Annotated in this window: 17 protein-coding genes and 2 tRNA genes; 4 read left to right on the forward strand and 15 right to left on the reverse strand. The window is 46.8% G+C overall.

The window, feature by feature from the left end; translation table 11 throughout:
• Window positions 1-31 precede the first annotated feature (31 nt).
• Window positions 32-298 carry a hypothetical protein gene (locus C2758_RS07710; protein WP_215327661.1) on the forward strand — a complete coding sequence of 89 codons (267 nt, stop codon included), beginning with the start codon at window positions 32-34 and terminating at the stop codon, window positions 296-298.
• A gap of 94 nt (window positions 299-392) precedes the next feature.
• On the opposite strand, the gene dnaB is transcribed toward C2758_RS07710, so the two are convergent.
• The 6 genes from dnaB to C2758_RS07740 all read right to left on the reverse strand — a co-directional run bounded on the left by dnaB (window position 393) and on the right by C2758_RS07740 (window position 5616).
• On the reverse strand, window positions 393-2888 hold the full coding sequence (gene dnaB / locus C2758_RS07715) for a replicative DNA helicase (protein ID WP_371817693.1): 2496 nt from the start codon (window positions 2886-2888) through the stop codon (window positions 393-395).
• 38 nt (window positions 2889-2926) lie between these two features.
• On the reverse strand, window positions 2927-3379 hold the full coding sequence (gene rplI, locus C2758_RS07720; protein WP_215327662.1) for a 50S ribosomal protein L9: 453 nt from the start codon (window positions 3377-3379) through the stop codon (window positions 2927-2929).
• Window positions 3380-3392: 13 nt separating this feature from the next.
• Window positions 3393-3665, reverse strand: a complete 273-nt coding sequence (gene rpsR, locus C2758_RS07725) for a 30S ribosomal protein S18 (RefSeq protein ID WP_011902267.1) — start codon at window positions 3663-3665, stop codon at window positions 3393-3395.
• Window positions 3666-3678: 13 nt separating this feature from the next.
• Complete coding sequence (gene priB / locus C2758_RS07730) at window positions 3679-3972, reverse strand: primosomal replication protein N (RefSeq protein ID WP_215308021.1); 294 nt, start codon at window positions 3970-3972, stop codon at window positions 3679-3681.
• Window positions 3973-4031: 59 nt separating this feature from the next.
• Complete coding sequence (rpsF, locus tag C2758_RS07735; RefSeq protein WP_015421573.1) at window positions 4032-4406, reverse strand: 30S ribosomal protein S6; 375 nt, start codon at window positions 4404-4406, stop codon at window positions 4032-4034.
• A 133-nt stretch (window positions 4407-4539) separates the two neighbouring features.
• Window positions 4540-5616 (reverse strand): asparaginase domain-containing protein, encoded by a 1077-nt coding sequence (locus C2758_RS07740; protein ID WP_215327663.1) that lies wholly within the window; start codon window positions 5614-5616, stop codon window positions 4540-4542.
• Between the two features lie 61 nt (window positions 5617-5677).
• On the opposite strand from C2758_RS07740, the gene lexA reads away from it, so the two are divergent.
• On the forward strand, window positions 5678-6397 hold the full coding sequence (gene lexA / locus C2758_RS07745; protein ID WP_215327664.1) for a transcriptional repressor LexA: 720 nt from the start codon (window positions 5678-5680) through the stop codon (window positions 6395-6397).
• A gap of 67 nt (window positions 6398-6464) precedes the next feature.
• Here lexA and C2758_RS07750 read toward each other — a convergent pair whose 3' ends face one another.
• From C2758_RS07750 to uvrC, 5 genes are all read right to left on the reverse strand, one after another.
• A complete protein-coding gene (locus C2758_RS07750) occupies window positions 6465-6926 on the reverse strand; it encodes a hypothetical protein (protein WP_215327665.1) in 462 nt (153 codons plus the stop codon).
• 30 nt (window positions 6927-6956) lie between these two features.
• Window positions 6957-7030, reverse strand: a tRNA-Cys gene (locus tag C2758_RS07755).
• Between the two features lie 50 nt (window positions 7031-7080).
• Window positions 7081-7156: transfer RNA gene (locus C2758_RS07760), tRNA-Gly, on the reverse strand.
• A 117-nt stretch (window positions 7157-7273) separates the two neighbouring features.
• A complete protein-coding gene (gene pgsA / locus C2758_RS07765) occupies window positions 7274-7849 on the reverse strand; it encodes a CDP-diacylglycerol--glycerol-3-phosphate 3-phosphatidyltransferase (RefSeq protein ID WP_215327666.1) in 576 nt (191 codons plus the stop codon).
• 36 nt (window positions 7850-7885) lie between these two features.
• Entirely contained in the window at window positions 7886-9826 is a 1941-nt protein-coding gene (uvrC, locus tag C2758_RS07770; protein WP_215327667.1) for an excinuclease ABC subunit UvrC, read from the reverse strand.
• On the opposite strand from uvrC, the gene earP reads away from it, so the two are divergent.
• Both earP and efp read left to right on the forward strand, forming a co-directional pair.
• Window positions 9825-10904 (forward strand): elongation factor P maturation arginine rhamnosyltransferase EarP, encoded by a 1080-nt coding sequence (gene earP, locus C2758_RS07775; RefSeq protein WP_215327668.1) that lies wholly within the window; start codon window positions 9825-9827, stop codon window positions 10902-10904. The two genes, uvrC and earP, sit on opposite strands and share 2 nt — an antisense overlap.
• 87 nt (window positions 10905-10991) lie before the next feature.
• Window positions 10992-11552, forward strand: coding sequence for an elongation factor P (gene efp, locus C2758_RS07780; protein ID WP_215304765.1), 561 nt, complete (start codon window positions 10992-10994; stop codon window positions 11550-11552).
• A 49-nt stretch (window positions 11553-11601) separates the two neighbouring features.
• Here efp and nagZ read toward each other — a convergent pair whose 3' ends face one another.
• The 4 genes from nagZ to recO are packed head-to-tail and all read right to left on the reverse strand — an operon-like array spanning window position 11602 to window position 14629.
• A complete protein-coding gene (nagZ, locus tag C2758_RS07785; RefSeq protein WP_215327669.1) occupies window positions 11602-12690 on the reverse strand; it encodes a beta-N-acetylhexosaminidase in 1089 nt (362 codons plus the stop codon).
• A 40-nt stretch (window positions 12691-12730) separates the two neighbouring features.
• On the reverse strand, window positions 12731-13123 hold the full coding sequence (gene acpS, locus C2758_RS07790; RefSeq protein WP_215327670.1) for a holo-ACP synthase: 393 nt from the start codon (window positions 13121-13123) through the stop codon (window positions 12731-12733).
• A gap of 15 nt (window positions 13124-13138) precedes the next feature.
• Window positions 13139-13882 (reverse strand): pyridoxine 5'-phosphate synthase, encoded by a 744-nt coding sequence (gene pdxJ / locus C2758_RS07795; protein ID WP_215327671.1) that lies wholly within the window; start codon window positions 13880-13882, stop codon window positions 13139-13141.
• Between the two features lie 12 nt (window positions 13883-13894).
• Entirely contained in the window at window positions 13895-14629 is a 735-nt protein-coding gene (recO, locus tag C2758_RS07800; RefSeq protein WP_215327672.1) for a DNA repair protein RecO, read from the reverse strand.
• Between the last annotated feature and the right edge of the window lies 1 nt (window position 14630).

The raw sequence follows: 14630 nt of genomic DNA on the forward strand, positions 1-14630 counted from the left end.
TCTTTAGATTACTCATTTGGGAGTGGCTCGTATGAAGAAAATCATCATCGCTTTAAGCATTGCATTCAGCTTTGCAATTCCATCTTTTGCTTTTGCAGATCAAGCAGCCTGTGAAGCCAAAGCAGTCAGCAAAGAAGGTAAGCCACTCTACGGCGCAGCTAAAGACGCATCTATTAAGAAATGTATGGGTGATGCCAAGCCCAATGATTGCGAAGCTAAAGCAGTAAGCAAAGACGGCAAGCCGCTATATGGCGCTGCTAAAACTGCATCCATTAAGAAGTGTGAAGGCGGTAAATAAATACCTTTCGGATCAAGTTAAGAAGCCTCGCAATGCGAGGCTTTTTTTATTCTTATCTGTTATTACTTATTGGCTTCAGTTTTTTTCTTAAGAATTAGAACGGCTCATACCCACCAGAGGAGTAGCCAACTGATCCCATCGCCAAGTTATCAAACTTGGTATAAGGACCTTGCCAGCTTAAGCGCACAGTACCGATTGGCCCGTTACGCTGTTTGCCGATAATGATCTCTGCCATGCCTTTGTCTTGGGTCGTATCTGGGTGATATACCTCATCACGGTAGATAAACATAATTAAGTCGGCATCTTGCTCGATCGCGCCTGACTCTCGCAAGTCTGACATGATTGGGCGCTTGTTAGGGCGTTGCTCAAGGCCACGATTTAACTGTGATAGGGCAACCACTGGGCACTGCAATTCTTTTGCGAGCGATTTGAGAGAACGTGAGATCTCTGAAATCTCAGTCGCACGATTCTCAGAACCAGAGCCACTCATTAACTGCAAGTAATCAATCACAACGAGGCCAAGTGTTCCACCAAAATTACGGGCAATACGACGCGCACGGGCACGTAGCTCCAAGCTTGATAAGGCACCTGTCTCATCAATCAAAATTTGGGTATTACTAAGGCGGGCAATGGCATCAGTAACACGTGGCCACTCGTCATCTTGCAGCTTACCGGTACGCATACGACTTTGGTCAACGCGTCCTACTGAACCCAGCAAACGAGCTGCTAATTGCTCACCCGACATCTCCATTGAGAAGATAACGACTGGCAAGCCCTCAGCCAATGCAACGTTCTCGGCGATATTGAGCGCAAATGCAGTATTGTGGGTCACTACGTAATCATTAGTTACATAGGTTCTGTCTGGGTGACTAACCGAGATGCATTGAGCCTCAGTCACTCTGGATGGCTCGATACTTTTAAAGGTAAGTCTTCGTTGGCGATCCCACGTTGATCTGAGTCTTTCCTTCTTTTCAGGCAAAGTAAATGCCTGGAAGCCAGGAGCAAAACTCATATTTAAAACGTAAGCCAAACGACCCTGCTTCTTCTGGCCTTTGTAAGTGTAGCTTGACTGTTTTTGAGCGATTGAGCAAAAGCCGCCTAATGATCTAGCCAAAGAAGCTACATCTTCTGATAGTTGCTTACTTGCAGTACAAAAACGAATAGAGCCCCACTTCTCAATCCAACCATTCGTGTCCATCAAACCCTGAAACAGCGCGAGACGGGAAGTCTTGTTGGCTTCAAGATAGGTAGCGGGAATGTATTTATCAAAACTTCTGCAACCGAGAACGCCTATATCTTGCAGGGCAGAGCGGAAGTAATTTGTTGGCACAGACTGACGTTGGCCATTAGCGGCGATTCTAGATTTGGAGACCAATCTCCAGTCATATGCGCTGGCATGAACCAACTCCATCTCATAGCCAGCTAAGGCATTCATGCGCTCAATCAGCTCGGGAGACTTAGTCGAGAATGAAACGCTCTTATGAGATAGGGCTAAAGTTCCGTCACCAAGCAAAGCACCTAAAACCCAAGGGTTTATTGGCAATGTATTTGAGTGGCCGAAATCTCCAGAAACAGGATCTATCCACAGCCGGTTCTTGTAGCGAACACAAGAAAGCATTTCCATTAAACGCACAGTATTAATGACTTTGGGCGCACCCCAATCGCGATACATGACACGCCACAGATGCTCATCACAGCACTCAGCTTCACGACCATCAGAGAATGTGACTTTGTAAATCTGTTTAGTGCCTTGCGGATAGACTCCGGTTACCATGGAATGTTGACCATCCACAGAAGCAAGGCGATCACCAAAACGTAAGTCGCCCATCAATTTCCATCCGTCAACTGTTTTTACTTTAGCATCCAGTGGCTGCGCTTTACCCATCGAAGGTCTTCCAGCAACAATCACCAAGTCGCCTTTTTGTAGGCCGCTGGTTTGTTTATCTAGATCAATGAAGCCAGTTGCAATTCCGGTGATGTCACTGCCACCTTGACGGTTATAAAGCTCATCAATACGAGCGACAACGGTTTTCAGTAATGGTTCGATCTCGAGGTAATCGGCTTTGCGACTACCTTCTTCACCAATTTGTAGAATGCGTGACTCTGCCTCATCCAAGAGCGTTCTTACAGAACGACCTTCTGGAACAAATGCAGAGTTCACAATATTGTCAGAGACTTCAATTAAGCGACGCAGAATGCTGCGATCACGAACAATGTCGGCATAGCCTTTAATGTTCGCTGCACTTGGAGTGCTTTGCGCTAATGAATTAAGGTAATCAATCCCAACTAAGTCACCACCCTGTTCGGACTTAACAGCCTCATGAACAGTAATGACGTCAGCAGGATGATTGTCGCCAACTAAACGCTGAATGACCTTATAAATCAGAGCATGTTCAGGACGATAGAAGTCTTTATCAGTTAACACGCCACCCAGGCGATCCCAGGCTGTGTTATCGATCAGTAAACCGCCGAGCAAAGATTGCTCGGCTTCTACAGAATGCGGTGGTACTTTTAAAGCCTGCAAAGCTGCATCCCCAGAACCCATCATGCCGGGATTCGACATAAGGGAACGTGAGCGGGATTCAGCCATGAGGCTAGCGATTTAATAAAAAACCGAAGATCTAAAACTTACGCTTGCTCGCCAACTACACGGATAGTGATGTCAGCCACTACATCGGTATGAACAGCAACCGCTACAGGGTGATCACCAACCATCTTTAACGGACCAGTAGGCATACGTACAGAAGCTTTTTCAATTACAAAGCCCTTGCCTTTCAAAGCATCAGCAATGTCATGGTTTGTTACAGAACCAAACAAACGACCGTCAACGCCTGCTTTTTGACCGATTTCAAGAACCAAGTCCTTGAGCTTTGCGCCAACCGCTTCAGCGGCAGCCAACTTCTCAGCAGCCAACTTCTCCAACTCAGCGCGACGTACTTCAAAGTCAGCGATGGCTGTTTCAGTTGCACGACGAGCTTTGCGTTGTGGGATTAGGAAATTACGAGCGTAACCGTCTTTAACACGAACGATGTCACCGAGGTTGCCCAGGTTAATTACTTTTTCTAAAAGAATGATTTGCATTGAGGGCTCCCAATTATTTCTTGTGTTGATCGGAGAATGGCAACAAAGCCAAGTAACGAGCACGCTTGATAGCAGTGTCTAACTGACGCTGATACTTCGCTTTTGTGCCTGTCAAACGTGCAGGAGTGATCTTAGCGTTTTCGCCAATAAAGTCCTTCAATGTATCTACGTCTTTGTAGTCAATCTGCTCTACGCCAGCAACAGTGAAACGGCAATAACGCTTACGCTTGAACAATGGGTTCTGAGCTGGTTTCTTTTTGAAATCGGGTTTCTTTCCAAACGCCATGATGATTTCCTCTTTAATTTTTCAATTGAATATGGGTGATATGGAAAACAAGTCTTTGATTACGTAGAGTCTTGGGTGCTAAGAATCCCTCAAACACTGCCTCGGCTCCTAAATCCATTTGCTCTAAGCCCTTTTGTATCGGACCAATTGCTATGGCTTCAACACTCATCTGAATTTTCCTGGCCACTCCTACCTCATTTACTTCGCCGCTATGTTCTAGCTGACAATGCATCACCGGTATTCCTGCTGGTGTAAATCGAATCGCGTCTTTAGATACCAAGAATGCAGTTAGGGTGAAATGATTCAACGCCGCTCCGTCACTCTGATACGTTTTCTAGTCTGTGTATTCCTCTTCAAATTACTAACTTAAGCCGCTGCTACAGGAGCGTCGGATTGAGCTGATTTGCGCGCTTCTTCACGTTGCACTTCTTTCATCATGATGGAAGGCTCAGTTTCAGCTTTCTTCGTCTTGATGATGAGGTGACGCAAAACAGCATCGTTAAATTTGAATGCGTGCTCGAGCTCGTCCAGAGTTTTCTGGTCGCACTCAATATTCATGCAAACGTAATGGGCTTTAGCAAGTTTGTCGATCATATAAGCCATCTGACGACGACCCCAATCTTCCATACGATGAATTTTGCCGCCAGCAGCAGCTAATGTCGCTTTGTAGCGATCGATCATCGCAGGCACTTGCTCGCTTTGGTCCGGGTGGACGATAAAGACGATTTCATAATGACGCATCTAACACTCCTTAAGGATAAAGTCACCTGGGCGTCTTGCTAACTTCCGATGGTTTTAAAGTTAGCGCCAGTGTGACAAGGTAGTAACAAATTGTAGGTAAAACTAACTACACATATTTACAGCTTTTAAGTCCTCACTGAATTTCAGGTAAGTTCGCTATTCTAGCAAAAAAATCCTGCCAAGTCAGGGGTTTACCTGCCTTATTTGCCTGCTTTGCGGCATTTAGAGCCAATTGAAGGGCAATTCTGGCTCTAGGTGCAGTCAGGGCCCCCGAAGCACAGCATCCGGGCGCGTCTGCCTCGGGAATGTTGTGCAAAGTAGCCCCGGCACCCGTTCTAGTCGTCCTGACCAAAGCAATACCCTGAACCATCGCCTGATCCAAAGGTTTAACCCAGTCATCATGAAAGCCGCCCTGCCCCGAACCAGCAAGTACAAAGCCCTGGACGGCGCTACCAAGCCAATGCGTGATAGTCTCAGAACGAGCCCCCGCATGACTAGTCAGGATTTCCACCCAAGGCCACTCGCCCTCCTGGGGAATAGGTAAATCTTCATTCCAGGCTGCTTGAATAGCCCTCACCCCAGATAGCCAAGAGGGATTAATTAGGCTCACTGAACTTGATGGGGAATTCTGTAATGGTGCATTAAGGGCTGTAGCGTGGCGCTTCGCCAAATCAATTGCCATACATCCACGCCCGTCCATCACTGCGTAAATACCACCAGGACAGTTATCAATGGGTGTGGAAGCCCAGCGCAAGGCATCCAAGAGATTAGAGGGTCCATCTGCTCCAGGTGCATTACTCGGGAGCATGGCCCCAGTCAAAATAACTCTCTTAGACTGAGTCTGTGCTAACTTTCCACACGTTACCTGCAGAAATAAGCCCGTTTCCTCAATCGTATCAGTGCCGTGGGTAATCACAATTCCACTTACAGCAACATCTAATAGGGCCTCTCTGACAGCAAGCCCCAAGCTAGTGAGGTGGGCATCCGTCAGGTTGCGGCTATTGATGTTGGCTAGCTGGCGTGAAACCAGCTTGATGCCCTTAGGCACCACTGACTGAACCTGTGCCACTAAAACGTCCACCCCAACTTGGCCAGCTTCGTATTGAAGGGGTGTTTCTTTTGGATTGGGAGCGAGGCCAGCAATAGTGCCACCCATCCCCAAAACTAGAAGATGGGGAGTATTTTCAGAAATGCTGTGGTTTGAGCTCATTTCTCTATTATCCGCCTCCAAATTACTTGAATATTAAAAAAGTGCTGTATACAATCCCAGTATGGATATAAATACAGTCGATTTTCCAGAGGAGCTGACTGCCCTCCCCAAACTCACCTCACGTCAAAGTGAGATTTTGGAATTGATTACCAAGGCCATCGATGAAAGTGGTTCGCCTCCTACGCGCGCTGAAATTGCGACGCAACTGGGCTTTGCTTCTGCCAATGCTGCTGAAGAGCACTTACGCGCATTAGCAAAAAAAGGGTATATCGAACTGACACCGGGAACGTCCCGCGGCATTCGTATTCCGCAACGATTTAATCAAACACACAATCCCAATAAATATCGTCAGATGTCATTGCCTTCTGGCGCGCTTCAGCAACTCACACTGCCACTCATTGGTCGTGTTGCTGCAGGCTCTCCAATCATGGCTGTTGAGCACATTGAAAAACAAGTACCAATTGATCCCAGCTTGTTTAGCAAAGGTGCCGACTACTTACTAAAGGTGGTTGGTATGAGCATGCGCGATGCTGGCATTCTGGATGGTGACTATCTTGCGGTACGAAAAACTTCTGAGGTTCGTAACGGCGATATCGTAGTTGCGCGCTTGGATGATGAAGTTACAGTAAAACGTTGGAACCAAAAGAAAACTGCGGATGGCATGGTGATTGAGTTACAAGCCGAGAACCCAGACTTCAAAAATATTTTGGTAGATAAACATCAACCAAACTTTGCAGTTGAAGGACAAGCAGTTGGGCTCATTAGGGCTGGCGGACTATAAGCCCCGACCTCTTAAGCAAAAGGCCTCGTTAGAGGCCTTTTGCTATTGATCGCCGATGTAGCTATTTTTATTTCTTAGTTGGCGCAACTACGTTTGCGTTCTTCGGAGATGCAGTAATGGTAATGATCGTTTTTGGCCCCGTGAATGGACCATCATTTAACTCTACTGTTGAGGTGCGATCACCTTTGGTGAAAACCAAAATACTGGTTTTTGATTTCACGGCACTCACAGTGGTCCAACCAGCCCTTGGATATTCAGCTTGGAAGAATGCATAAATATCCGTTGGAGTTTGCACGCCAGATAAAACTACACGCCCTACCCAGTTATCGCCGCGACCAATAATCAGTGAATCAGAGCCAATAATTTTTGATGCTGCAGGCAATGGCATATCACCTAAAAGTTGCGATTGAATTTCCTGAACTTCACTAGGCGTACCTGTTGGAGAGTCGCCAGAAGAGGCGCAGGCTGCTAGCAGCATAGATAGCGAAAAAGCTAATGAAAGTTGCTGAACTTTTTTAAGTTGGATCATCTTCTTGCCCTGGTAATCAATCTACATTACTGGAGGCGCGTGAGGGAATCGAACCCCCGTACGAAGCTTTGCAGGCTCCTGCCTAACCACTCGGCCAACGCGCCATATGCTTGAATCAAAAATGGGAAGCTTTTTTAGGGCTTCCCATCGAACTTGGAGCGGGAAAGGAGGTTCGAACTCCCGACCTATACCTTGGCAAGGTATCGCTCTACCAGCTGAGCTATTCCCGCGTAACAGGGCAACAGTTTAGCAAACAATTGGAGGGAGCGCATTAATTACCAAGAAGACTATCTGCTCACGGGGCTGATGCTTACAGCAGACCCTTATCAGCCATAGGTTTGTGGATATTACTCGACTTTATCAACTAGCTGAGGCAAAGCCTTTTTCATGTAATAGAACATGGACCAAAGTGTCAAAAAGGATGCAATCCAGATTAACCAAGTACCAACTTGTGCACAATTGAGCCAACCAAATATGGTGTCGTTCAACAATAAAAATGGAATCGCTACAAGTTGGGCTGTGGTCTTGAGTTTGCCGACCATATGCACAGCAACACTTTTCCCGGCACCCAAGAGCGCCATCCACTCTCTTAGTGCTGAGATAGTAATTTCACGCCCAATAATGATGAGGGCAACCCAAACCTGTACACGGTCCATACTGAGGAGAACCAACAATGCAGCAGCAACAATCAACTTATCTGCTACCGGGTCTAAGAATTGACCGAACGCCGACTCTTGTTTCATTTTGCGAGCTAAGTAACCATCCAACCAGTCAGTAACTGCTGCAAAAATAAAAATTACTGTGGCAGTGAGATTCTTTTCAAAAGGAGTTAGCCAGCTATCAGGCAAATAGAACACTGCAACGACCAGCGGAATGGCGGCAACACGCAACCAGGTCAGGGCAATGGGTAAATTAAATGGCATAGCTCAAGCATAAACTAATGCGAGCGTGCTGGGCAATCAATGGAGCTGCCTATAGATTTGCTCTGCCAATGCAGTGGATATTCCCTCAACACTGGAGAGCTCTTCGATAGTGGCATTAGAAACACCACGCAAACCCCCAAAACGGGCTAGTAATTTTTGACGGCGTTTCGCCCCTATACCCTCAATCTCTTCCAACTGAGAAACTGTCCTTGCTTTTGCACGCTTTGCGCGCATGCCCGTAATGGCAAAGCGATGCGCCTCATCCCGAATTTGCGCTACCAATAACAAAGCTGCACTATCGATGCCGAGTTCAAGCGATTTCCGTCCGTCCGCAAAAATGAGCGTCTCAAGACCTACCTTACGCCCTTCCCCTTTAGCAACACCAACAATCAAGCTGATATCCATACCAAATTCAGAGAGAACTTGTCTTGCCATCTCAACCTGACCTTTGCCACCGTCAATCAAAATCACTTGCGGCATCTTCTCGACAGGAAGTTCTTGGAAGTTTGCATAGCGGCGCTGTAAGACCTGACGCATTGCCGCGTAATCATCACCCGGTGTAATGTCATTAATATTAAAACGGCGATATTCACTAGGCTGCATCGCATTTTTGGAGTACACCACACAAGATGCTTGCGTAGCCTCACCAGAGGTATGGCTAATGTCAAAACACTCAATACGCAACTGCTCAAGACTCTCTAATTCCAAAACCAAAACATCAGCCAGTGCTCTTGCTCTCGCTAGTTGTCCACCAGTCTCGACCAAACGCTTCGCTATCGCAATCTTGGCATTACCCTCAGCCATCGCCAACCAATGTCGTCTCTGACCTTGTGGTTGGTGAAGGAAAGTAATGCGCTTACCAGCCTGAGCATTGAGTAAATCATGCAAACCTTCTGGAATTTCTTGCTCGACACCATCTTCAGTACTTTCTTCTGATACCGCGATATCATCCACCAACTTTCTCAAGGAGTGATTCAGAATCAGTACGGGTGGAATTAAATTAGTCGTCGCCTCGCCATCGCCTGACTTCTCCTCCAAGTAATGCTGGGCAATGAAGGCCTCCAGAATTTCAGCGGGTGGAGGAAGTTCTCCAGACGTTGAGCGCAAGCCTTTCGGGAAATAGGCCCGATCACCTAAATGGCGACCACCCCGAATCATTGCCAAATTGACACAAACTACACCCTCCATTTGAGCGACAGCGATGACGTCGACATCACCCTCACCATCGGCAACAGTATCCATGGACTGCTGTTGCAAGACACTAGAAAGATCGGCAATGCGATCCCTTAGTACTGCAGCCATTTCAAATTCCATAGCATCACTGTAAGCATGCATCTTTTTTTCAAGCTCAGAGAGCACGCGACTATGGTCACCCTCTAAAAACCGGGTAGCCTGGGCTACGTCCTGCCCATATTGATCTGCGTTCAGACGACGAACACAAGGGGCGCTGCAGCGATGAATTTGATGCAATAAACAAGGACGGCTCCGGTTTTTAAAAACAGAGTCTTCACAGGTTCTCAGACGGAAGACTTTCTGCAAAATCTGCACGCTATTACGTACTGCCCATGAATTAGGAAATGGTCCAAAGTAGTGATTGCGCTTATCCGTTTTTCCTCGATAAGAGGCTAGGCGTGGAAACTGGTGTCCCGTCAACATCACATAGGGATAGGACTTATCATCTCGGAAGAGAATATTAAATGGCGGAGCTAACTCCTTAATTAAATTGTTCTCTAAAATTAAGGCTTCGGTTTCTGAGCGTGTTACTGTAGTTTCGTAGCGGGCGATTTTTCCCACCATCAGCTCTATCCGTGGTGAAAGCTGAGTTCGCTGGAAGTAACTAGATACCCGCTTTTTGAGGTTGCGCGCTTTTCCGACATACAAAATATGTCCCGCCTCATCAAAGAAGCGATACACCCCCGGCAATCCGGGTAGCCGTTTAACATCCTGCTGAAGGGTTTCAAAAAGCGAATTGCTCATGCGTTGGGATATTTTCTGTCAAATCGTAGACAACTATGGTGATGCCGGTGTTTGCTGGCGCCTAGCAAGAAGCTTAACAAGTCTTCATGGCCAAGACGTGCGCATTTTCTGTGACGATCTACCAACCCTTAATTTACTCGCTTCTGGGGTTGACCCAGAAATCAAGCGTCTTATCGACGTCCAACCCTGGGAAGCAAGTCATCACAATAGCCGTCACCCAGTTGAGACTCCAGATGTGGTGATTGAGGCATTTGGGTGCGATCTTCCAGAGCGTTATCTTGCTGGTTTACTGATTGCCTCCAAAAAACCCATCATCATTAATCTGGAGTATTTAACTGCAGAGCCCTGGATTGTGGACTTTCATCAGAAAGCATCCCCGCAGGCGCACGGTATTCCGAAATACTTTTTCTTTCCTGGCTTCCAGACAAATGCGGGCGGTATTTTGACGGATCCAATTCCTCAGGAGTCATTGCTAACTAAGCAATTGATTCCCGGGAGCCTCAGGAAAAACTGGAAATTATTACGACCTAATGCAAAACGTATCAGTGTTTTTTGCTACTCAGGTGTGCCGCTCCTCAAATGGTTAGAAGATCTAGCAACATTGGATGAGAACTTCGACATTGTGCTGACTCATGGCCAACTTGAGCAATTGCAGTTCAGCTCAGGTCATCCAAGCAAAGCACTTGTTCTCCCTGAATCCATTCAACCCATCTCCATCCCCTTTGTTTCTCAAGATGAATACGATTGGGTCCTCTCTCAATGCGACTTCAATATTGTTCGTGGTGAGGATTCTTTTGTCCGAGCACAGTTGGCTGGCAAACCCTTCATTTGGCATATTTACCCGCAACAAGATCGCGCGCACGAAACCAAGTTGGCTGCATTTTTAGATCTCTATCTTGAAGACGCATCGCAAGAGCTTAAACAAGCCGTCATTGCCGCAATGACTTGGGCAATGCCTAGCAAGTGGCATCATTCCATTGACGACTGGAACATCCATTCCAAGGCTTGGCGAGCAGATTTACTTGAAAAACAAGCCGATGGTGGCCTAGCCGCCCGTCTAATGAGCTTTGTAGCCTGATCTTGGGCTAAATACGCCAGCGGGCGGTTACAATCTTGTTTTTGATAAAAACCGCAGAAAATCAGCTCTGCACCCAGGAATAGCAAGATGAAAACAGCACAAGAACTCCGCGTTGGTAACGTAGTAATGATCGGCACTGATGCCATGGTCGTTTTAAAAGCAGAATACAGCCGCTCAGGCCGAAACTCCTCTGTTGTGAAAATGAAATTCAAGAACTTGTTAACTGGTGCGCCTAATGAAGGCGTATTTAAAGCAGATGACAAGTTTGATGTGGTGATCTTGGATAAAAAAGATTGCACCTATTCTTACTTCGCAGATCCAATGTATGTGTTTATGGATACCGAGTACAACCAATATGAAGTGGAAGCCGAATTCATGGGCGATGCATTGCATTACCTAGAAGAAAGCATGCCTTGTGAAGTGGTGTTCTACGAAGGCAAAGCACTCTCAGTAGCTATGCCAAACTCTTTGGTTCGTGAAATCATTTATACAGAGCCAGCAGTTAAAGGCGATACCAGCTCAGGCAAAGTATTGAAGAATGCAAAATTGGCTACTGGCTATGAATTGCAAGTGCCATTGTTCTGTAACACTGGCGACAAGATCGAGATCGATACTCGTACTGGTGAATATCGTAGCCGCGCTAACTAATTAGATCGCTCGATAAGTAAAAGCCCGGTACGCCGGGCTTTTTTATTACCTAGGCAATGAGCTTTAACTGCTGCAGCAAGCCTTTGGCATGATGGTATTGCGCTTCGCCTTGCAATTCATCCCAGGTAGGAGCTATGGCAGTTGGCATCAAGCGATTTAAACGGGTTGCAGATTCAGCTTGTTTTGTTTTAGAAACTTTCAACTGACTGAGCAATTGATCTGCAAGGTCGGGACGATTACAAATCAACACTGCATCGCAGCCTGCTTCAAGCGCCATATCGGCGCCCTTCACCACAGAACCAGCGACACTAGCGCCCTCCATTGAAAGGTCATCGCTAAAGATCACACCTTCAAAGCCCAACTCTTGACGCAAAATGGAATGCAGCCAAACCTTAGAGAATCCTGCTGGATTTTTATCTACTTTTGGATAAATCACATGCGCCGGCATTACTGCAGTCAAGCTCAGATCCAACCACTCATAAGGCTTAGCATCGTCATTCAGAATGTTCTCAAGTGGACGCTCATCAACCGGAATGGCCACATGAGAATCCGCCTCTGCCCAGCCATGACCCGGAAAATGCTTTCCGCAATTCGCCATACCCGCTAGTCGTAGACCTTCGTTCAAACTCTTAGCCAATGCAAAGGTAATTTGTGGATCACGACTAAAGGCACGATCGCCGATTACACTACTGCGACCAAAGTCTAAATCCAGAACAGGAGTAAAACTAAAGTCCACGCCGCAAGCTCTTAACTCGGCAGCCAGGATATATCCACAGGCGGTAGTTGCAGCCATAGCGATGGCAGCTGATTCAGCAGCATGTTTTGATTTAACTGTTGATTTATTTTTAGCTCCCCAAAGCTCACCAAGCTTGCGCATAGCAGGCAAATGAGTAAAGCCATCGGTCCTGCAGCGCTGTACACGTCCACCCTCATGATCAATTGAGATCAATACATCGGAGCGAATCTTTTTAATTTCTGAAGTCAGCTTCGTGAGCTGCTTGCGATCAGCAAAGTTTCTGCCAAATAAAATCACACCACCGGTAAGGGGGTGCAAGATGCGACGACGATCCTCTCCATTTAACTCGAAACCAACAACATCTAAAGTAACTGGGCCTGGTTTCATAGTCGACTTAGTCATGCATTCCTCGAAATTTTTTTATGTACTTTTGAGAGTGTTTTTATTTTTGAACTACGATAACGTGGGCAATGGCCATGTCTTGCTCATCACTAACGGTGACCTGAGCTTCCCAGTTTTTATCCTGCATAAATAGTGCGAGTGCACCCAAATACGATGTCACTGGTTTGCCGCTAGGCTCATTCAGGGTTTGTAGAGATCTCCAGGTCATTGGCATTCTCATACCTAGGCCAATGGCTTTGGAGAATGCTTCTTTTGCAGCAAAGCGTGTTGCCAAAAAAGCAATACCCCGTTTGTGATTTCTGGCTAAGCGATGTTTAAAAACCAGCATCTCATCTGGCCCTAGGATCTTTTCAGCCAGACGACCATTGGTGCGATCGTAAGCAGCTTGAAGCCGCTCGATTTGCAAGATGTCTGTGCCGATGCCAATGATCATTTGATATTGAATCTTTTAAGCCTTAGCCCTGCCCTGAGCCATCAGAGCTTTCATGTCCGTAATTGCTTTTTGCCAACCCTTAAAGAGCGCTTCAGCAACAATGGCGTGTCCAATATTGAGCTCAGAGAGCTCGGCAATAGCAGCAACTGGAATTACATTGCCCTCGTGCAAACCATGGCCTGCATTGACTCGCATACCAATGCTTTTTCCAAACTGGGCTGCTTTTCTGATGCGCTCGAGCTCTTGCTTCTGTTGATCACCAGCCAGATCTGCGTAACGACCAGTATGCAATTCGACTACTGTGGCACCTACATCTTTAGCCGCCTGGATTTGCCGCTCTTCAGGATCAATGAAAAGTGAAACCCGTATGCCGGCAGCTTTTAATTGTGTAGTTGCCGCCTTCACCACCTCAAAGTGACCTATGACATCTAAACCGCCTTCAGTAGTAACCTCCTCACGCTTTTCAGGAACAAGACAAACATCCTGTGGCTGAACCTGACAGGCGATATTAATCATCTCGGGAGTAACGGCGCACTCTAGGTTCATACGCGTCTGAATCAAAGGGCGAAGCGCCATCAAATCGGCATCTTTAATATGGCGGCGATCTTCGCGTAAGTGTAAGGTAATTAAATCAGCGCCAGCCTCTTCGGCCAAGCGGGCAGCCTTTAATGGATCGGGGTAGACCGTGCCACGTGCATTACGTAGAGTAGCGACGTGATCGATATTAATGCCTAACTCAAGGGTATTGGGATTACTCATACTGGTAGGTTACTAGATTTTCTTTAGATCAATCAAAATCTGACGAGTGGTCAGTACTTGATCTTGGAGATGTAAGCCCAATAAAAAGCGCATTAACTGCTTACTCTCAGAAAGCGTTTCTGAATCAGAAAAGTCTCCCGCTGCGATAGCTAGCAGGGATTTACCGCTCAAGACAGGCCAGTGACCTGGGTCATCTCCTTGAGCAGGCCTGACACCACGTTCTGGCTGATAGACGTACTGCTCATTTGAGATGGGGGCACTATTGGTTTCAACACAGCGGTCTAGCGCTGCTGCATAGCCGGTCTCTTGCAAGAGCGTTAACTCAAATGGGCGCAAGATTTCCTCTAAGCCCTTGGATTGAAATTCAAGATTTGATAAAGCGGAGATCGTATCGGTGTAATGGTCGTAGAGTCTTTCATAGTCGTCTTCACGAGCCAGAAACTTGACTAGTAACTCATTGAGATAGAAGCCACAGAGCAAGGCATCGCCCACTAAGGATGGCGTGCCACCGACCCACTCTGACTTCGTTAAAGTACGCAGCTCGGACTTGCCGCTCCAAGAAACCAATAGCGGTTGAAAACGCTGTAAGACTGGTCGTAATACCGAATGTGGACGCTTAGCACCTTTGGCAATCAGTGCCATACGGCCATATTGCCGAGTAAACACATCCAGAATTAAGCTAGTTTCCTTATAAGGAATGCTGTGTAATACAAAAGCAGGTTCGTCAGCAACACGAATGGAGGCCATA

Origin of the sequence: Polynucleobacter sp. AP-Sving-400A-A2 (genome assembly GCF_018688155.1) — a bacterium.
Classification (GTDB): domain Bacteria; phylum Pseudomonadota; class Gammaproteobacteria; order Burkholderiales; family Burkholderiaceae; genus Polynucleobacter.